Raw genomic sequence first — 18,121 nt, forward strand, 5'->3', positions numbered from 1 at the left:
TCCCGGCATGGCATTCCAGAACAAGGAACTGACCGTGCCGGGCACCGTCGAGGTCGCCGGCCGGCACGTCAAGCGCTACCACATCGACCAGCCGGACCGCCGCCTCGAACCGGAGGTCGTCGACGCCGCCTACGCGTACCTGCCGAAGCTGCTCCCCGGTCCGGACGGCGACACCCCGCCGGCGAGCTGGGTGGTGCTGCACCGGGGCGCGGACACCGGCGCGTACCTGCTGGCGTACAGCTGGTTCTTCGACAACGTGGTGGAGTGCCGGATCGCGATCGCCGGCCAGCCCGCGCTGGACTGCCCGGACGACGACCCGGCGCACTTCGTCCCGCTGGAGCGCCCCGGCGTCGGCTGCGTCTGGGAGCTGGGCGTGCTGGAGCACGAGCGGGCCGCCTGGGTCCGGCACGTCCTCGCCCCCGACCGGCCCGACCTGGCCGGCTACCTGGCCGACAGCCGCGCCGAGGGGCCGGTGGGCATCTGATGGGCGACTTCGACTTCCTCGTGGGCACCTGGGACGTGACGAACCGGCGGCTGCGCGAGCGGCACGTCGGCAGCGACGACTGGGATGAGTTCCCCGGCACCTCGGTGGCCCGCACGTTCTTCGACGGCGCCGGCAGCTTCGACGAGATGCGCTGCCCGACCCGCGGCTTCTCCGGCTCGACGGTCCGCATCCTCGACCCGGCCACCGGGCTGTGGTCGATCTACTGGATGAACAGCAAGCGTGGGGTGCTGGAACTCCCGCCGATGGTCGGCCGGTTCGTCGACGGCGTGGGCACCTTCTACGCCGACGACACCGACGAGGGGCGGCCCATCCGCTGCCGGTTCATCTGGTCGCGGAGCACGCCCGACTCCTGCCGCTGGGAGCAGGCGTTCTCCACCGACGGCGAGCGCACCTGGGAGACCAACTGGATCATGGAGTTTGCCCGTACCGGCTAGGGTGACCGGGGTGCGGCGATGGAGACGGGCTGATCCCTGGACGATACGGCGGCAGGTCCTCGCCGGGGTGGCCATCCTGTACGGCAGCCTGGCGCTGCTCGTCCTGTCGGCCGGGATGGTGACCGAGCTGGTCGCCGGTCGGCTCACCCTCGACCAGGCCGGGTCGATGGCCGTCGCCATCGCGGTGATCGTCGGGGTCCTGCTCGTCGCGGTCCGGTTCCACCTGGTCGGCGTCTACCACGGCGAGCCTGGGCTGCTGATCCGCAACGTGCTCTTCTCCCGGCTCCTGCCCTGGCGGGAGGTGACCGGCTTCTACCCGGGCCCGACCGTCCTCTCCGACCCCGGCCTCGAAGGCCGGCAGTGGACCCTGTGCGTGCTGACCCGGGACGGGGCAGTGGAGACGCCCGTGCAGTCGCGCGGCCCGGTGCTGATGCGCCAGCTGGAGAGCCTCACCGGCCCGGCGCTGCCCGCCGCCGAGTTCGACCTGGTGATACGGCGGCTGCGCGAGGCGCATGCCGCCGCTCAGGCCGGTGGCGGTGTGGTGGTGCGGTAGATCGCGGTCAACCAGACGTCGAGCAGCACGTCGACCACGTCCCGCTCGGCCACGGCCGGCCCGTCGCCGGCGAAGGTCGCGTACCAGACCCGTTCGTTCATGGAGTTCAACGCGATGGCGAGGTCCCGGGCGGGCAGCCCGTCCGGGGCCGCGCCGCGCGCGCGTTCCCCCTCGATGGCCGCCTCGACGGCGCCGACCCAGCGCTCCAGGACCTCGGCCCAGAGCCGGCGCACCTCGGCGTTGGTGCCGCGCACCTGGGCGCAGGCCAGCACCACGTCCCGGTGGCCCCCGAAGGTGGCGTGGAACCGGGCGATCAGCTCCCGCCAGCGGGCCCGCGGGTCCTCGGCGAGCCGGACCAGTGCGTCGCCCGCGGCCGCGTCCGCCTCCTCGGTCACCCGGTCGAGCAGGGTGAGCAGCACGGCGCCCTTGGACGGGAAGTAGAAGTAGAAGGTGGGCCGGGAGATGCCGGCGCCCCGGGCCAGGTCGTCGATGGAGATGTCGCCGAAGGGTCGCTGCCGCAGCAGCCGTTCGGCGGTGGCGAGGATGGCCACCTCGCGGTCGTCGCCGGTGGAGCGGCCGGGTCGCCGCCCGCGCGTCGGCGCGGCGCCGGTCGGCGTACGGGCGGGTGTCATGTCGGCCGATGTTACACCCGTTCGACACCGTGTCGGTTCCACTCGACAGGGTGTTGACTGGTGTCGACGGGGGTGGATAGTGTCCGGTCCACTGCCGGCCGAACGGGAGATGTCATGGCCTCCGACCACGTCGACGTCCTCATCGTCGGCGCCGGGCTCTCCGGCGTCGGCGCCGCCGTCCACCTGCAACGCCAGTGCCCCGGCAAGACGTACGCGGTGCTGGAGGCCCGGGGCGCCGTGGGCGGCACCTGGGACCTGTTCCGCTACCCGGGCATCCGCTCCGACTCCGACATGTTCACCCTCGGCTACTCGTTCAAGCCGTGGACGAACCCCAAGGCGATCGCCGACGGCGACGCCATCCGGTCCTACGTCCGGGAGACCGCCCGCGAGCACGGGGTGCAGCAGCACATCCGCTTCCACCACCGGGTGCTGCGGGCCGAGTGGGACAGCGCCACGGCCCGCTGGACGGTGCGCGCCCACCGCGACGACACCGGCGAGGACGTGGTCCTGACCTGCGGGTTCCTCTTCACCAACTCGGGCTACTACCGCTACGACGAGGGCTACACGCCCGACTTCCCGGGCGTCGAGCGGTACGCCGGCCGGCTCGTGCACCCGCAGCACTGGCCCGAGGACCTGGACTACGCCGGCAAGCGGGTGGTGGTGATCGGCAGCGGCGCCACGGCGGTCACCCTGGTCCCGGCCATGGCGGAGCGGGCCGGCCACGTCACCATGCTCCAGCGCTCACCCACGTACGTCATCTCGCTGCCCTCGCGCGACCCGCTCGCCGACGCGGCGCGGCGCTGGCTCCCGGCGAAGGCCGCGTACGCGGTGACGCGCTGGAAGAACGTCGCCCTCGGGGTGGCCAACTTCCAGCTCAGCCGGCGCGCGCCCGGCCTGGTGAAGACGTTCCTCCGCCGGGCCGCACGGGGCAAGCTCCCGGTCGGCTACGACCTCGACCGGCACTTCTCGCCCCGCTACAACCCGTGGGACCAGCGGCTCTGCGTGGTGCCCGACGGGGACCTGTTCGCCGCGCTCGGCGCCGGGACGGCCTCGGTGGTCACCGACACCATCGACACCTTCACCGAGCGGGGCATCCGGCTCACCTCCGGCGAGGAACTGCCCGCCGACATCGTGGTCACCGCCACCGGTCTCAACCTGCTCGCCCTCGGCGGGATGACCCTGGCCGTGGACGGCGCCGAGGTCGACCTGGCCTCGACGGTCGCCTACAAGGGCATGATGCTCTCCGGCGTGCCGAACTTCGCCCTGACCATCGGCTACACCAACGCCTCCTGGACCCTGAAGGCCGACCTGGTCGCCACGTACGTCTGCCGGCTGCTGCGCCACCTCGACGACACCGGCCAGCAGGTCGTCACCCCGCTCGCCCCGGACTCGGACGACCTCGTGCCGATCATCGACCTCCAGTCCGGTTACGTGCTGCGCGCCGTCGACCAGCTGCCCAAGCAGGGCCCCGCGGCGCCCTGGCGGCTGCACCAGAACTATCCCCGCGACGTGCTGCTGATGCGGCACGGCCGGCTCACCGACTCCGGTGTGCGGTTCACCCGCGCGGGCACGCCCGCCACCGTCGCCGACCGGCCCGCGCCCGTCGCCTGACCCCCGAGGAGCGTCATGCGTGACTTCGTCTTCCCCGGCGGCACCGCGGTGCTGACCGGCGCGGCCAGCGGCATCGGCGAGGCCCTGGCGCACGGGCTGGCCCGCCGCGGCGCCGACCTGGTCCTGCTCGACCGGGACGCCGAGCGGCTGGACGCCGTGGTCGCCGCGATCCGCGCCGCCCACCCCGACCGGCGGATCGAGACCCACCTGGTCGACCTCGCCGACGCCGACGCCACCGACCGGGTGGCCGCCGAGATCCACCGCGCGCACCCCCGGGTCCGGCTGCTGGTCAACAACGCCGGCGTGGCGCTGGGCGGCCGGTTCGACCAGGTCACCCTGGACGAGTTCCTCTGGGTCATCGACATCAACTTCCGGGCCGTGGTGCGGCTGACCCACGCGCTGCTGCCCGCGCTCAAGGCCGAGCCCGGCGCCCACCTGGTCAACGTCTCCAGCCTCTTCGGGCTGATCGCGCCCGCCGGGCAGGCCGCCTACTCGGCCAGCAAGTTCGCGGTGCGCGGCTTCACCGAGGCGCTGCGGCACGAGCTGGCCGACGATCGCGTCGGCGTCACCTCGGTGCACCCGGGCGGCATCCGCACCCGCATCGCGGCCAGCGCCCGGGTGGGCAGCGGCGTCCCGCTCGAGGAGTACGAGGCCGGCCGCAAGCAGTTCGAGAAGCTGCTCTCCATCGACCCGGCGAAGGCCGCCGAGGTGATCCTGCGCGGGGTCGAGCGCCGCCGCGGCCGGGTGCTGATCGGCTGGTCGGCGAAGCTGCCCGACCTGCTCGCCCGGTTCGCCCCCGCCGGGTACGGGAAGGTGCTGGCCCTGGGGATGCGGCCGCGCCCGGCCCGGGTGCCCGCCCCGCGACCGCCCGCCGAACCGGTCCCGTCGGACCCGGGACGGCCGGCGTGACCCTCGCGCTGCCGCCGGCCGACGAGCTGCGCGTCGCCGGGCGGCGGGTGCGCTGCCGGATCACCGGGGACGGACCGCCGGTCGTCCTGCTGCACGGCATCGGCCGCACCATGGAGGACTTCGCCGACGTGCACGCGGGGCTGGCCCGCGACCACCGGGTGCTCGCCATGGACCTGCCCGGCCACGGCGGCTCCGCGCCGCTGGATGAGCGGCACAGCCTGCCGACCCTGGCCGCGGCGGTCGCCGACTTCCTCGACGCCGCTGGGGTCGCCGGCCCGGCGCATCTGGTCGGCAACTCCCTGGGCGGGGCCGTGGCCATGCGGCTCGCCGCCGACGCGCCGCACCGGGCGGCCAGCCTGGTGCTGGTCAACAGCGCCGGTTTCGGCCGGGAGGTGACCTTCGCGCTGCGGTTGCTCGCGCTGCGGCCGCTCGCCCGGCTGCTGCTGCGCCCCCACCCGGCGGTCGCCCGCCGCACCGAGCGGGCCATCTTCCACGACCCGGCGTACGTCACCGAGGCCCGGATCACCACCGCCCTCGCGGCGGCCCGGCAGCCGCACGCCGCCCGGGTGCTGCTGGAGGTGGTCCGCAGCCTCGGCACCTTCCGCGGCGTACGGCCGGAGTGGCGGGCCGAACTGCTCGACGCGGTGGCCGCACTCGGCCTGCCCGCCCTGGTCGTCTGGGGCGACCGGGACCTCATCCTGCCCGCCGCGCACTTCTCCTTCGCGCGGTCCCGGCTGCCCGGGGCGCGGGGCCACCTGTTCCGCGACACCGGCCACATGCCGCAGATCGAGCGGGCCGCGGAGTTCGAGGCCCTGGTCAGGGGATTCTGGTCGCCGTCCGGTGCCGCACGACCAGCGTGACGGCCACGAGGACGACCAGCACCCCGGCGATCAGGTCGACCGGCCCGAACAGCCACGGCGTCACCAGCACGAGCGCCGCCGCGCCGGGGAACAGCACCAGCCCGGCGCCGTGCTTGGCGGGCAGGTGCAGCGCCCAGAGAGCCAGCAGGAAGACCGCCACCGGCACGGCGACCGCGTAGCCGGCCACCCGGCCGGAGACGTGCCCGGCGTGCAGGTCGTGGTCGACGGCCACGGCCAGCCCGGCGCCGACCGCGGCGATCGAGCTGAACGCGAAGTAGTGGCCGTAGCCCCAGAACAGCGCGCCGCGCACCGACGCCGGCGGCAGCGGGTCGGGCCGGTCGAAGTAGAGCCACCAGATCGCGAAGACGATCAGGGTGCCGGCGGCGGCCAGCGACCACAGCTGCCCGTTGCCCGCGTCCACCCCGCGCTGGATCGCCACCGACGTGGAGAGCACCACCTCACCGAGCACGATGAGGGTGAACAGCTGGTACCGCTCGGCGATGTGGTGCGGGTGCCAGGTGGTCTGTCGGCGCCGCTCGCCCAGCACCGGGACCAGCAGGTCCGCGAGCACCAGCAGCGCGAACGCGGGCGCCATCCAGACGTGCGGCAGGAGGAGCCGGAGCAGCCAGCCGACCTGCACCACGCTCACGCCGATCGCGAACGTCAGGGCGGTGGCCCGGTGCGCCGGGTCGCCGGCGGCCGCCCGCAGCCAGTTCACCGTGGAGGCCAGCCGCATCACGACGTACCCGTAGGTGATCGTGGTGAAGTCCGCGTCGCCGAAGGCGCGCGGCACGCCGGAGGCGAGGACCAGCGCCCCGGCGATCTGCACCAGCACGGTCAGCCGGTAGACGTCGTCGTCGGTGTCGTAGGCGGAGGCGAACCAGGTGAAGTTCACCCAGGCCCACCAGATCGCGAAGAACACGCTGAGGTACATGACCACGCCGCGCGCGACGTGCCCGTCCGCGACGTCGTGGTGCAGGCCCTCCGACGCCAGCGCCACCGCGACCACGAAACACAGGTCGAAGAAGAGCTCCAGCGGGGTGGCCGAGCGGTGCTCCTCGTCGCGCCGGCGCGCCCGCATGGGCCGGTACCAGGCGCGAACCGACGCGCTGCTCTTCACCCGGTGCTCCTCGCCGGCGGCCGGTCAGCTGCGCCCACACGATAACCAGCTAGGCCGCCGCGGACCTGGCCGGTTGGGGAACTCCGGCGGAAAGGGGCGGCGCGGCGTCGGCGCTGGACAGCGTGACGAGCGCGGCCAACCCCACCCCGACGTTGCGGGCCGCCCCCGCGCCCGCGTTGCGGCCCAGCTCCACCACCCGGACCGCGGGAAACTCCCGGGCCACGGCGGCCGGCGTGCCGTCGTCGGAGCCGTTGTCCACCAGGATCACCGGGGCGGTGTGCCGGGGCAGCAGGGTCAGGAGCTGGTCCCGCCGGTTGCGGGTGGCCACCACGATCGTCACGTCCGTCGTCATGGCGGCCCTGGTACCCCGGCCGGCCGGGCTCACGCGTGGCGCGGCGCACGGCGGGAACACCCCGGCATGGCCGAGGTGACGCTCTTCCTCGCCGGTGACGTGATGACCGGGCGGGGCGTGGACCAGATCCTGCCGCACCCGGGGCCGCCGGAGCTGCGGGAGGAACTGGTCACCGACGCCCGCCGGTACGTCGCGCTGGCCGAATCCGTCGCCGGGCCGGTGCCGCGCCCCGCCCCGCCCGCGTGGCCGTGGGGCGACGCGCTGCGGCTGCTCGACGCGGAACGTCCGGACGCGCGGATCGTCAACCTGGAGACGGCGGTGACGGCGCGCGGCGAGCACCACCCCGGCAAGGGCATCCACTACCGGATGCACCCGGCGAACCTGCCCTGCCTCACCGCCGCCCGGCTGGACGTCTGCGCCCTGGGCAACAACCACGTGCTGGACTTCGGTCCGACCGGCCTGGTCGACACCGTGGACGCGCTGCGCGGCGCGGGGATCCGGACCGCCGGCGCCGGCCGGGACGCCGAGGAGGCGTGGCGACCGGCGGCGGTGCCGCTGGCCGGTGACCGCCGGCTGCTGGTCTGGTCGCTGGGCGCGGTGTCCAGCGGGGTGTTCCCGCAGTGGGCCGCGGGGGCCGGCCGGCCGGGTGTGGCGTACCTGCCGGAGGTGCCCGTGGCGACGGCCGGCACGCTCGCCGAGCGGATCGCCCGGACCGCGCGGCCGGCCGACCTCGTGGTCGTGTCGGTGCACTGGGGGAGCAACTGGGGCCACGAGGTGCCGGACGAGCACGTGGAGTTCGCGCACGCCCTGATCGACGCCGGGGTGCACGTGGTGCACGGCCACTCGTCCCACCATCCCCGCGCGGTCGAGCGCTACCGGGGCCGGCTGGTCCTCTACGGCTGCGGCGACCTGATCGACGACTATGAGGGGATCGGCGGGCAGGAGGCGTACCGGCCGGAGCTGCGGCTGCTGTACCTGGCCACTCTCGACGCCGTCACCGGCGAGCTGCGGGGGCTGCGTTTGGTCCCGCTCCGGATGCGCCGGATGCGCCTGCGACCGGCCACGGCCGAGGAGGCCGGCTGGCTCGCCGACCTCCTCGACACGCTCGGCCGGCCCTCCGGCACCCGCGTCACCCTTGCGCCAGACGGGGTGCTGACGATCCGGTGACGTGGCGTCGGCCACGTTCGGGCCGGTCAGCGGCGGTGCCGGGCCGGCGCGGTCGCATCATAGATACATGACGCATCCCACCCCCGTGCCCGGGGCGCGGTCGGCCGGGCCGTCCGCCGCCGAGCGGGCGTACCGGCACCTCAAGCGGGCCGTCCTGGAGCAGGTCTACCCGGGCGGGCTGCTGATCAGCGAGGGTGAGATCGCCGAGGCGACCGGGGTGTCCCGGACGCCGGTCCGGGAGGCGCTGCTGCGCCTGGAGGCCGAGGGCCTCGTGAAGCTCTACCCCAAGCGGGGGGCACTGATCCGGCCGGTCTCCGCCCGGGAGATCGCCGACGTGATCGAGGCCCGCCGCCTGGTCGAGCTGCACGCCGCCGAGCAGGTCTGGCCGCGCCGGGCCGCCATCCGCGACGACCTGGCCCGCTGGCTCGACGAGATGCGCCGGGCGCACGCCACCGGCGACGTCACCGCGCTGATGGCCGCCGACCGGGCCTTCCACGCCACCGTCGTGGAGGCGGCCGGCAACGAGATCCTCGCCGAGCTGTACCACCGGCTGCGCGACCGGCAACTGCGGATGGGCGAGGCCAGCTTCCGGCTCTCGCCGGGCTGGGCCGAGGTGGCCCTCACCGAGCACGCCGGCCAGCTCGCCGCCCTCGACGGCGAAGACCCGCAGGCGTGGCTCGACGCGATCGGCGCCCACATCGACAACGCCGCGACCGTGCTGCGGACGCTGCGGTGACCGCCGCCGCCCGCACGGTCGCGCCGCGCCGGTCCGCCGCCCTGGTCTTCACGGTGGCCGTCACCGCGTACGTGGCCGCGGTCTTCCACCGCAGCTCGCTCGGCGTCACCGGGGTCGACGCGGCGGACCGCTTCCACATCAACGCCGCCGCCCTGGCCACCTTCAGCGTCGCGCAGCTCGCCGTCTACGCGGCCATGCAGGTGCCGGTCGGGGTGCTGCTCGACCGGTTCGGCTCGCGCCGGCTGCTGGTGGCCGGCGGCGCGCTCATGGTGGCCGGGCAGCTCTGCTTCGCCGTGGCCACCGACGTCCGACTCGCCGTCGCCGCCCGGGTGCTGGTCGGCCTGGGCGACGCCATGACCTTCATCAGCGTGCTGCGGATCGTGGCGTTCTGGTTCCCGGGCCGGCGCAACCCGCTGCTGGTGCAGCTCACCGGCACGATCGGGCAGCTCGGCGCGGTGCTCGGCGCCGTACCCCTGGTGGCGTTGCTGCACCACGCCGGCTGGACGCCCGCGTTCCTGACCGCGGCGGCGCTCGGCGTGACCGTGCTGCTGGTGGTGCTCGTGGCGGTCCGGGACACCCCGCACGCCGAGCACACCACCGCGCTGGCCCCCGACCTGACCACCGTGCGCCGGCAGCTCGCCGACGCCTGGGCCCAGCCCGGCACCCGGCTGGGCCTGTGGACGCACTTCGTCACGCAGTTCTCCGGCTCGGTGTTCGCCCTGCTCTGGGGCTACCCGTTCCTCGTGCAGGGCCAGGGCTTCTCGCCCACCGCGGCGGCCGGCCTGCTCACCCTGATGACCGTGGTGACCCTGGTCTGCGGCCCGGTGATCGCGCACCTGTGCGCCCGGCACCCGTTCCACCGCTCGGCCGTCGTCTTCGCGATCACCGCCGGCACGGCCGCCGTCTGGGCGGTGGTGCTGGCCTGGCCCGGCCGCGCCCCGCACGGGCTGCTCGTGGCCCTCGTGGTCGTCCTCGCCGTCAACGGCCCCGGCTCGGTGATCGGCTTCGACTACGCGCGCACCTTCAACCCGGTGTACCGGATCGGCAGCGCCACCGGCATCGTCAACGTCGGCGGGTTCGTCGCCTCGATCGTGCTGATCCTGGCGGTCGGCGTGGTGCTCGACCTGGCCACCCCGGCCGGCCGGAGCACGCCGCCGCTGTCGGCGTTCCGCTGGGCGTTCGCCGTGCAGTACCTGCTCTGGGCGCTGGGCGCGGTGCAGGTGCTGCGCTACCGCAACGCCGCCCGCCGCCGGTACGCCGCCGACGCCGTGCCCGTGCCCGTGCCCGCCGCCGCCGTGGCGGGTCCGGTCACGTGAAGCGGCGCTTGTGGGCCAGCGAGTCCAGCATCAGCGTCAGCCCGGCGGCGACCAGCCAGCTGTCCTTGGCCAGCCCGATGCCGGCCTGCGACGGCTTGAGGCTGTTCCCCTCCCGCATTCCGGGCGTCTTGAGGTAGAGCTGCACCAGGCCGGCCCCGAAGGCGGTCAGCCCGGCGCCGGCCAGCAGCGACGGCACGAACGGGATGAGCAGCGCGGCGCCGAGCGCGATCTCGGCACGGGAGAGCAGCTTCGCGAACTGGTCCGGCGGGAACTGCCGCAGCTGCGGGATCGCCCCCACCGCCATCCCGTGCATGCCGGCGGCGGCCTCGCCCTCCAGGGAGCGCTTGGACAGCCCGGAATTCAGGATGAACGCGCCGATGCTGAGCCGGAGCGGCGCATGGGTCAACTTCATGATCACTCCCGTCGGTGCCGGACAACCGGGCCCCCGCGTACCCCGCGACGCGCGGGATAACCCGGCGGACGGCGGTGGGTCGCCGACGATGATCAGCGGTAGGTTCGACCCACAGCGAGCGCCGGGGCATCGTGAGCGGCCGGCGAGCGGTCGCGGACGAAGGAGGAACCGTGAGCCAGGAAGTCCGGGGAGTCGTGTCGCGGCGCAAGGGCGCGCCCGTGGAGGTCACCACCATCGTGGTACCCGACCCGGGGCCGGGCGAGGCCGTGGTGCGCGTCCAGTCCTGCGGGGTCTGCCACACCGACCTGCACTACCGCGAGGGCGGCATCAACGACGACTACCCGTTCCTGCTCGGCCACGAGGCCGCCGGCATCGTGGAGCAGGTGGGGGAGGGGGTCACCGAGGTGGCCCCCGGCGACTTCGTGGTGCTCAACTGGCGGGCGGTCTGCGGGCAGTGCCGCGCCTGCCGGCGGGGCCGCCCCTGGTACTGCTTCAACACCCACAACGCCGCGCAGAAGATGACGCTCACCGACGGCACCGAGCTGGCGCCCGCGCTGGGCATCGGCGCGTTCGCCGAGAAGACCCTGGTGCACGCCGGCCAGTGCACCAAGGTCGACCCGTCCGCCCGGCCCGCCGCCGTCGGTCTGCTCGGCTGCGGCGTCATGGCCGGCCTCGGCGCGGCCATGAACACCGGCGCCGTGACCCGGGGCGACTCGGTGGCGGTGATCGGCTGCGGCGGGGTCGGTGACGCAGCGGTGGCCGGCGCGACCCTGGCCGGCGCGACCACCGTCATCGCCGTGGACACCGACTCGCGGAAGCTCGACTGGGCGCGGAAGTTCGGCGCCACGCACACGGTCAACGCCTCCGAGGAGGACCCGGTCGAGGCCATCCGCGCCGCGACCGGCGGGTTCGGCGCCGACGTGGTCATCGACGCGGTGGGCCGCCCGGAGACCTGGAAGCAGGCCTTCTACGCCCGCGACCTGGCCGGCACCGTCGTGCTGGTCGGCGTACCCACCCCGGAGATGACCGTCGAGCTGCCGCTGCTGGACGTCTTCGGCCGCGGCGGCGCCCTCAAGTCCAGCTGGTACGGCGACTGCCTGCCCAGCCGCGACTTCCCGATGCTCACCGAGCTGTACCGGCAGGGCCGCCTCGACCTGGACGCCTTCGTCACCGAGGAGATCGCCCTCGACCAGGTCGAGGAGGCGTTCACCCGGATGCACCACGGCGACGTGCTCCGGTCGGTGGTGGTCTTCCCGTGACCGCCCGCGTCGACCACACCGTCACCTCCGGCACATTCTCCCTCGACGGGCAGACCTTCGACGTCGACAACAACGTCTGGGTGATCGGCGACGACGCCGAGTGCGTGGTCGTCGACGCCCCGCACGACGTGGCCGCCATCCGCGCGGTCATCGGGGGCCGCCGGGTGGTCGCCGTCCTGGCCACCCACGCGCACGACGACCACGTCCGGGTCGCGCCCGAGCTGGCCCGGGCCACCGGCGCGCCGGTGCTGCTGCACCCCGCCGACCGGGTGCTCTGGGACCTGGTCCACCCGGACAGCCCGCCCGACGGCGACCTCACCGACGGGCAGACCGTCGAGGTCGGCGGCACCACCCTCCGGGTGCTGCACACCCCCGGCCACAGCCCGGGCGCGTGCAGCCTCTACGCACCCGACCTCGGCGCGGTCTTCACCGGGGACACGCTCTTCGCCGGCGGTCCGGGCGCCACCGGCCGCTCCTACAGCGACTTCGGCACCATCGTCGAGTCGATCCGCACCCGCCTGCTCACCCTGCCGCCGCAGACCGTGGTCCACACCGGACACGGCGACGACACCAGCATCGCCGCCGAGGCGCCCCACCTCGACGAGTGGATCGCCCGCGGGCACTGACCGGGCCGCCCGGCCGGGTCGCGGCCCGGCCGGGCGTCGGGGGCCTCAGCGCTCGCCGTCGAGGACCGGCTTGACATCGAGTACGGGCGTGCCGTCGACCGCCTCCAGGTCGGCCACCCGCAGCCGGACGCCGTCCACCGCGAGCACCCGCACCCGGTGCAGCCCGATCGGGTTCGGCCGGTGCGGCGAGCGGGTGGCGAACACCCCCTTCTCCGGCCGGGACACGTCCCCCCGCGGGTGCACGGCGAGGACGTCCCGCCGCGCCCGGTCCAACCAGGTCAGCACCAGCACGTCCGCGCCGGCCCGCAACCCGTCCAGCGCCGGCGCGTACGCCTCGTCGAAGACCAGCCACGCCTCCGGGGCGCCCTCGTCGCCCTGCTTCGGCGCCGCCGCCGGATCGGTCAGGGGCGACTCGACCCGGCCGACCGCACGCAGCGTCTGTTCCGTTCCCGTCACGGGGCCTCCCGGAGCATGTGCAGCCGGACCGTGGTGCCGGCCGCGGTGGTGTGCAGCAGCACCAGGTCGCACAGGGCGTGCACGATGACCAGCCCCCGCCCGCCGATGCCGTCGTGCGCCGGTGCGAGCCGGCCGGCGAGCGGATCGGCCAGCCAGCCGTCGTCGTGGATCTCGCACACCAGGTGCCGGTCGGTGCGCCACGCCTGGAGGGTGCCCGCGCCGCCCGCGTGCGCCACGCTGTTCGTGGCCAACTCGGTGACCGCGATCTGCAGGTCGGCCACCCGGTCGGCGGCCAGCCCGGCGGAGAGCCCGTGTTCGGCGACGAACCGCCGCACCTGCGGCAGCGTCGCCAGGTCGTAGCGCAGCACCGCGACCTGCTCGGCGGGGGCCGGCAGCGGTTTGTTGTGCCGCTCGGTCACCGCCGCCGGCGCGTAGCCGGCGATGCGGCGGCACCCGCCACCGTCGACCAGCAGCGGGTGGGTGCAGCGGGCCTCGGCGAGCACGCCGGGCCCGAGCCGGCCCGCGTCGTAGGGGCAGAGGATGCTCGCCGCCCGGCCCGCGAAGGCCCAGTTGATCGCGGCCTCGTGCTGGGCGCAGGCCCGGTACTCCTCGACGGTGCGCCCCGCCCAGACCGGCTCGCCGATGATCCGGACCCGTCGGTCGGCATGCCGGTCGGCGAACGCCTGGAGCACGCACGGGAGGATCCGGCCCGGGTTGCGCCCGGCCTCGGTCATGTCGGCCCAGCCGACGGCGTCGCCGGTCGCGCCGAGCGCCGCGCGGATCAGCGCCAGCTGCGGGCCGGGCGTCGCCACCAGCACCGGGTCGCCCGCGGCGAGTCCCTCCCGGACGAATGGCACGGTGACCGCCAGCAGGCTCGCGGCGTCGGTGTAGAAGGCCAGTTCGTGACGGAAGCCGGCCGGCGCCAGGCCGGCGGGCGCCCTCACGCGGGGAGCTCCGGTGTGGACAGGTCACCGAGCAGATGCAGCAGCCGGTGCAGCGCCGGCCGGCACCCCGCCAGCCGGACGCCGGTGGCGCTCGCCCGGTCCGCCCGCACGATGGCGGTGGCGGCGCCCACGTCGGCGAAGCTCAGGTCGGAGACGTCCAGCACCGGTGGGGCTCCCGCCGCCCGCTCGTCGGCCGTCACCTCGTCCAGCACCGCGGTGAACGCCTCCCGGTTGCTCAGGTCCACCTGCCCCACCAGCCGCAACCCCGACGGGTCGGTCGTCCGGTACGCCCGCAGCTGCGGCGTCCAGGTGCGCGCCGCCTGCGGCCCGGCCGTGCCCGGATGGGCGGCGGCCAGGGCGCGCATCCCGTCGGCCGGGAAGAGCCGCCGGTCGTACAGGCACAGGCCGGCGACCCGGGTGTCCAGGAAGAGCGGGTTGAGCGCGGTCTCGTACCGGCGCAGGTCGTCGAGCGTGGTGCCGCTGCGCAGCACCCACGCCATGTCGCCGGCCAGCCGGATTCCCGGATAGCCCTCGTGCCGCGCGCGGTCGACCTCGCCGACCACCACGGCGACCATCGTCTCCGGGGTCGGCCGCGCGCGGGTCGGGTAGGCGTCCGCCGCCGGCACGATGCGCAACTGGCCGGCCGCCACGGCGGCTTCGGTCGGCACGCCGACGGCGTCGACGCGGGCGCGCACCGCCTGCGGAGGCGTGGTCTCGGTGAAGCAGACGACCTTGTGACCGAGACGCAGGCCGGTGGCGGCGAAGCGGCCGACGACGTCGAGAGCGACGCTCTCGTCGTCGTGCCTCCAACAGACGTGGTCACCCAGGTGGACCTGGTCGACCACCGTCGTAGCAGTCACGGTGCGGGCCTTCCCGGTCGGCGCGCCCTCACTGTAGCCCCGGCCCGGGCCGCGACCGAGCCGGCCGCGATCCGCTTGTCGGCGGCGGCGTCCCGGGGTAACCTGCGGATGGACCCGGATGCCGGCGCATCACGCCGCCCGGAGTCCACGCTTCCTGACGCGGCAACTCATCCGGCACACGTCACCGGTCCGCCGCCGTCCTGGCTCGATCATCACCCGACCCGGGCCTTCGCGGGAGTGAACGCGGCCCGCTGTTCCCTCCCGACGGCCTGCCCGCTCGCGGCATTCCGAGCCTGACGTCGGAGAACCGGCGCGGGCCCTGCGCACGGTCACCTGCCGGCGCGGGGCGTGGCTCCTACCCGTTCGCAGGTCGCGTGCCCGCCGTGCGGCGCCGTTCCGGCCGGTGCACGGCTCGCGTGTCCGCACCTCGATCCCACCACGCGGCGAGCCGAGGGTTCGCCGCCCCACCGCCGTCCCGATCGGGACGGCCACTTCTCGAAAGGCACTCCATGACCGACACCTCCGCGCCGCTCCCGGTGAGCGGCATCGTCGACACGGTCGACGACCACGCACTGCTCCGGGTGGACGGCTACCTGCCCTCCACCGCGGACGCCCACCTCACCACCGGCCAACTGCGCCGGTACGGCCTGCGCCGCGGTGACCTCGTCACCGGTGCGGTCGCCGCCACGCCTCCCCGGGGCCGGCACGCCCCGCTGATCCGGGTCGACACCGTCAACGGGACGGCCCCGGACCAGGCGCGCCGCCGCCCCGACTTCCACCGCCTCACGCCGGTCCACCCGCACCAGCGGTTGCGGCTGGAGACCGAGCCGCACATCCTGACCACCCGGGTCATCGACCTGGTCATGCCGATCGGCAAGGGCCAGCGGGCGCTGATCGTCTCGCCGCCGAAGGCGGGTAAGACGATGGTGCTGCAGGCGATCGCGGACGCGATCACCCGCAACAACCCGGAGTGCCACCTCATGGTGGTGCTGGTCGACGAGCGGCCGGAAGAGGTCACCGACATGCAGCGGTCGGTGAAGGGCGAGGTCATCGCGGCCACGTTCGACCGTCCGCCGCAGGACCACACCACGGTGGCGGAGCTGGCGATCGAGCGGGCGAAGCGCCTGGTCGAGCTGGGCCACGACGTGGTCGTGCTGCTCGACTCGATGACCCGGCTGGGTCGCGCCTACAACCTGACCGTCCGCTCGGCCGGCCGCACCCTCTCCGGCGGCATCGACGTGGCCGCCCTCACCCCACCCAAGCAACTGCTCGCCGCCGCCCGGACGGTCGAGGAGGGCGGTTCGTTGACCGTCATCGCCACCGCCCTGGTCGAGACCGGGTCCGCGGCGGACAGCCTCATCTTCGAGGAGTTCAAGAGCACCGGCAACGCCGAGCTGAGGCTGGACCGGGGGCTGGCCGACCGGCGTACCTTCCCCGCCGTCGACGTGCGCGCCTCCGGCACCCGCCGGGAGGAACTGCTGCTCACCGACGTCGAGCGGGACCGCCTGCGGGCCCTGCGTTCGGCGCTGTCCACGCTGGACCGCCAGGCGGCGCTGGACCAGCTGCTCCGCCAGCTCGCCGCCACCGGCGGCAACGCCCACTTCCTGGCCCGCCTCGGCGCCGCGACCCGCGGCTAGGATCTGCGGTCATGGACGCTCCCCGGGCCGACGGGCCGCCGACCGTACGCCAGTTGCGCCTGGTCGTCGAGGCCGAGGACTACGACGCCGCGGTCGCCTTCTTCCGCGACGCGCTGGGCCTGCCGGAGCAGGCCGCGTACTCGGGTGGCGACGGCGCCCGGGTGGTGATCCTGGAGGCGGGCCGGGCCACCCTGGAGCTGGCGAACCCCGCGCAGAAGCAGATGATCGACGAGGTCGAGGTCGGCCGCCAGGTCGCGCCCCGCCTGCGGGTGGCGTTCGAGGTGGACGACAGCCGTGCGGCCACCGAGCGCCTGGTCGCGGCGGGCGCCACCGAGGTCGCCCCGCCGACGGTCACCCCGTGGCAGTCGCTCAACGCCCGCCTCGACGGCCCGGCGGGCCTGCACCTCACCGTCTTCCAGGAGCTGCGGAGCCCGGCGGAGCGGGAGACCCTGGACGGCTTCGGCACCGACGGCTGAGAATCCGCGTGGCGCACCGCCGGTGTGCGCGGCGATACTCGTGCCCGTGCCCGACGTGACGTTGACCCCCGCGCAGGCCGCCGCCCTCCAGCACGTCCGCGAGCTCGCCCTCCGCGACCGTCCGGCGGCGCTCGCCGTCATCGCCCGGCACCTCGCCGGCTCCGGCGCCGCGTACCGCGCGGAGGAGATCGTCGCCGCGGTGGCCGCGCACGGCCGGCTGACTCTCAACTTCCACCCCGACCGGGTGCTGCGCGACGGCCGGACGGTGGCCGAGGCGCTCGACCAGGAGGGCCTCTACCGCAGCCAGTTCGAGACGGGCGTCTCCAACGGCGGGCTGACCGCGTTCCCCGGCGGCGACCGGGACCGCTGGGAGGAGCGGCTGTTCGGCGGGGCGTACCACCGGCCGGATGTGTCCCCGGCGGAGCGTCCGAAGTACGGCGGCCTCAACCTGCTCGACCATCCGGACGGCGCCTGCCCCCGGTTCGGCTCCTGCCACCTGCGGCTGCGGCCCGCGGCGCTCGCCCGCGCCACCTTCAGCTTCGGGGACAGCCACATCGAGCCGAAGGACCTCGGAACCGTGACGGTGTTCGAGCCCGTGCTCGCCGCGCTGCTGGCGGCCACCGCCACGACCGGGATCAGCCTCGGCGTGGCCGGCATGGACACCGGCACCCTCCTGCAGACGTTGCTGCGCCGCCGCGAGAGGGCGTCCGACGCGGCCGGCCGGGCACTGGACGACTACATCGAGGCGCAGGTGCACGGTGAGCTGAGCCTCGCCCGCGACGTCGAGGCCGTGGTGGTGGACCCGTCGTTCCGGGGCACGGAGGAAGGGCGGCTCCTCGCCGGGATCGCCCGGCGGCACGGGTTCGCGCTGTGCTGGCACACCGGCTTCGAACTGCCGGTCGACGGCGTCGACGCCGAGTTCCGGGGTCCCGCCATCCCGCCGCTCGCCGCCCGCGTGCACGCCGAGTTCGCCCGCCCGGGAGAGCCGGTGCACGCCGCGCTGATCGGCCGGGCCGCCGCCTCGGTGGTACGCGAGCCACACCGCTGGGCCGATCGCGGGCCGACCGAGGTGACGCTGCAGCACCTCAAGCAGCTCTGGCACGTCCTGGTCCGGTTCGGCGTACCCGCGGCCGTCTAGGCCGTTTCCGTCCCATCGTCACGGCCGTCCGAGACGCCGGGTGACCTGGGCCGCAGCCTGGGCGGGCCCCGGCATTTCCGGAATGCCCGACAGGTCGAGCTGGTTGTGTCCCCCGTAC

At 74.8% G+C, this 18,121-nt stretch carries 20 protein-coding genes and 1 pseudogene; 14 read left to right on the forward strand and 7 right to left on the reverse strand.

What is annotated here, in order from left to right:
* Positions 1-7: 7 nt before the first annotated feature.
* From ABZS80_RS11490 to ABZS80_RS11500, 3 genes are read left to right on the forward strand one after another with little or no spacing between them, the layout of a single operon-like run.
* Positions 8-484, forward strand: coding sequence for a hypothetical protein (locus ABZS80_RS11490; protein WP_355055637.1), 477 nt, complete (start codon positions 8-10; stop codon positions 482-484).
* Positions 484-939, forward strand: a complete 456-nt coding sequence (locus ABZS80_RS11495; RefSeq protein WP_355055638.1) for a hypothetical protein — start codon at positions 484-486, stop codon at positions 937-939. Before ABZS80_RS11490 ends, ABZS80_RS11495 begins: the two co-directional genes overlap by 1 nt.
* Before the next feature lie 10 nt (positions 940-949).
* Complete coding sequence (locus ABZS80_RS11500) at positions 950-1,492, forward strand: hypothetical protein (RefSeq protein ID WP_355055639.1); 543 nt, start codon at positions 950-952, stop codon at positions 1,490-1,492.
* Here the strand turns inward: ABZS80_RS11500 and ABZS80_RS11505 are convergent.
* On the reverse strand, positions 1,462-2,124 hold the full coding sequence (locus tag ABZS80_RS11505; RefSeq protein WP_355055640.1) for a TetR/AcrR family transcriptional regulator: 663 nt from the start codon (positions 2,122-2,124) through the stop codon (positions 1,462-1,464). The genes ABZS80_RS11500 and ABZS80_RS11505 overlap by 31 nt on opposite strands.
* A 114-nt stretch (positions 2,125-2,238) precedes the next feature.
* Between ABZS80_RS11505 and ABZS80_RS11510 the strand changes: the two genes are divergently transcribed.
* The 3 genes from ABZS80_RS11510 to ABZS80_RS11520 are packed head-to-tail and all read left to right on the forward strand — an operon-like array spanning position 2,239 to position 5,504.
* Positions 2,239-3,735: an NAD(P)/FAD-dependent oxidoreductase gene (locus tag ABZS80_RS11510; RefSeq protein ID WP_151464859.1), complete on the forward strand. Its 1,497-nt coding sequence runs from the start codon at positions 2,239-2,241 to the stop codon at positions 3,733-3,735.
* A 15-nt stretch (positions 3,736-3,750) separates the two neighbouring features.
* On the forward strand, positions 3,751-4,644 hold the full coding sequence (locus ABZS80_RS11515) for an SDR family oxidoreductase (RefSeq protein ID WP_355055641.1): 894 nt from the start codon (positions 3,751-3,753) through the stop codon (positions 4,642-4,644).
* Positions 4,641-5,504 carry an alpha/beta fold hydrolase gene (locus ABZS80_RS11520; RefSeq protein ID WP_355055642.1) on the forward strand — a complete coding sequence of 288 codons (864 nt, stop codon included), beginning with the start codon at positions 4,641-4,643 and terminating at the stop codon, positions 5,502-5,504. Before ABZS80_RS11515 ends, ABZS80_RS11520 begins: the two co-directional genes overlap by 4 nt.
* Here ABZS80_RS11520 and ABZS80_RS11525 read toward each other — a convergent pair.
* Together ABZS80_RS11525 and ABZS80_RS11530 are read right to left on the reverse strand one after the other, a co-directional pair.
* Entirely contained in the window at positions 5,461-6,624 is a 1,164-nt protein-coding gene (locus ABZS80_RS11525; protein WP_355055643.1) for a low temperature requirement protein A, read from the reverse strand. The genes ABZS80_RS11520 and ABZS80_RS11525 overlap by 44 nt on opposite strands.
* A 49-nt stretch (positions 6,625-6,673) precedes the next feature.
* Positions 6,674-6,976, reverse strand: a complete 303-nt coding sequence (locus ABZS80_RS11530; protein WP_355055644.1) for a glycosyltransferase — start codon at positions 6,974-6,976, stop codon at positions 6,674-6,676.
* Between the two features lie 66 nt (positions 6,977-7,042).
* Here ABZS80_RS11530 and ABZS80_RS11535 point away from each other — a divergent pair, with 66 nt between their 5' ends.
* The 3 genes from ABZS80_RS11535 to ABZS80_RS11545 all read left to right on the forward strand — a co-directional run bounded on the left by ABZS80_RS11535 (position 7,043) and on the right by ABZS80_RS11545 (position 10,195).
* Positions 7,043-8,143, forward strand: a complete 1,101-nt coding sequence (locus ABZS80_RS11535; protein WP_355055645.1) for a CapA family protein — start codon at positions 7,043-7,045, stop codon at positions 8,141-8,143.
* Positions 8,144-8,210: 67 nt separating this feature from the next.
* Positions 8,211-8,879, forward strand: coding sequence for a GntR family transcriptional regulator (locus ABZS80_RS11540; RefSeq protein WP_355055646.1), 669 nt, complete (start codon positions 8,211-8,213; stop codon positions 8,877-8,879).
* Positions 8,876-10,195: an MFS transporter gene (locus ABZS80_RS11545; RefSeq protein ID WP_355055647.1), complete on the forward strand. Its 1,320-nt coding sequence runs from the start codon at positions 8,876-8,878 to the stop codon at positions 10,193-10,195. Before ABZS80_RS11540 ends, ABZS80_RS11545 begins: the two co-directional genes overlap by 4 nt.
* Here ABZS80_RS11545 and ABZS80_RS11550 read toward each other — a convergent pair.
* Positions 10,188-10,607, reverse strand: a complete 420-nt coding sequence (locus tag ABZS80_RS11550; RefSeq protein ID WP_151464993.1) for a hypothetical protein — start codon at positions 10,605-10,607, stop codon at positions 10,188-10,190. The genes ABZS80_RS11545 and ABZS80_RS11550 overlap by 8 nt on opposite strands.
* 170 nt (positions 10,608-10,777) lie before the next feature.
* Between ABZS80_RS11550 and ABZS80_RS11555 the strand changes: the two genes are divergently transcribed.
* Both ABZS80_RS11555 and ABZS80_RS11560 read left to right on the forward strand, forming a co-directional pair.
* Positions 10,778-11,866, forward strand: a complete 1,089-nt coding sequence (locus tag ABZS80_RS11555) for an S-(hydroxymethyl)mycothiol dehydrogenase (RefSeq protein WP_355055648.1) — start codon at positions 10,778-10,780, stop codon at positions 11,864-11,866.
* Positions 11,863-12,492 carry an MBL fold metallo-hydrolase gene (locus ABZS80_RS11560; protein WP_355055649.1) on the forward strand — a complete coding sequence of 210 codons (630 nt, stop codon included), beginning with the start codon at positions 11,863-11,865 and terminating at the stop codon, positions 12,490-12,492. Before ABZS80_RS11555 ends, ABZS80_RS11560 begins: the two co-directional genes overlap by 4 nt.
* A gap of 45 nt (positions 12,493-12,537) precedes the next feature.
* Here the strand turns inward: ABZS80_RS11560 and tsaA are convergent, their stop codons facing one another.
* The 3 genes from tsaA to ABZS80_RS11575 are packed head-to-tail and all read right to left on the reverse strand — an operon-like array spanning position 12,538 to position 14,752.
* Entirely contained in the window at positions 12,538-12,948 is a 411-nt protein-coding gene (tsaA, locus tag ABZS80_RS11565) for a tRNA (N6-threonylcarbamoyladenosine(37)-N6)-methyltransferase TrmO (RefSeq protein WP_355055650.1), read from the reverse strand.
* On the reverse strand, positions 12,945-13,892 hold the full coding sequence (locus ABZS80_RS11570; RefSeq protein WP_355055651.1) for a sensor histidine kinase: 948 nt from the start codon (positions 13,890-13,892) through the stop codon (positions 12,945-12,947). The genes tsaA and ABZS80_RS11570 overlap by 4 nt, the downstream gene beginning before the upstream one ends.
* Positions 13,889-14,752 carry an MEDS domain-containing protein gene (locus tag ABZS80_RS11575; protein ID WP_355055652.1) on the reverse strand — a complete coding sequence of 288 codons (864 nt, stop codon included), beginning with the start codon at positions 14,750-14,752 and terminating at the stop codon, positions 13,889-13,891. Before ABZS80_RS11575 ends, ABZS80_RS11570 begins: the two co-directional genes overlap by 4 nt.
* 530 nt (positions 14,753-15,282) lie before the next feature.
* Between ABZS80_RS11575 and rho the strand changes: the two are divergent.
* The 3 genes and pseudogenes from rho to ABZS80_RS11590 all read left to right on the forward strand — a co-directional run.
* Positions 15,283-16,389, forward strand: a pseudogene (rho, locus tag ABZS80_RS11580) (transcription termination factor Rho); the annotation flags it as partial.
* A gap of 11 nt (positions 16,390-16,400) precedes the next feature.
* Positions 16,401-16,865, forward strand: a complete 465-nt coding sequence (locus ABZS80_RS11585; protein WP_355055653.1) for a VOC family protein — start codon at positions 16,401-16,403, stop codon at positions 16,863-16,865.
* A gap of 46 nt (positions 16,866-16,911) precedes the next feature.
* Positions 16,912-18,003, forward strand: coding sequence for a DUF3626 domain-containing protein (locus ABZS80_RS11590; RefSeq protein WP_355055654.1), 1,092 nt, complete (start codon positions 16,912-16,914; stop codon positions 18,001-18,003).
* Positions 18,004-18,121: the final 118 nt, after the last annotated feature.

The sequence above is a fragment of the Micromonospora sp. NPDC005305 genome (genome assembly GCF_040607315.1).
Taxonomy (GTDB): Bacteria; Actinomycetota; Actinomycetes; order Mycobacteriales; family Micromonosporaceae; genus Micromonospora.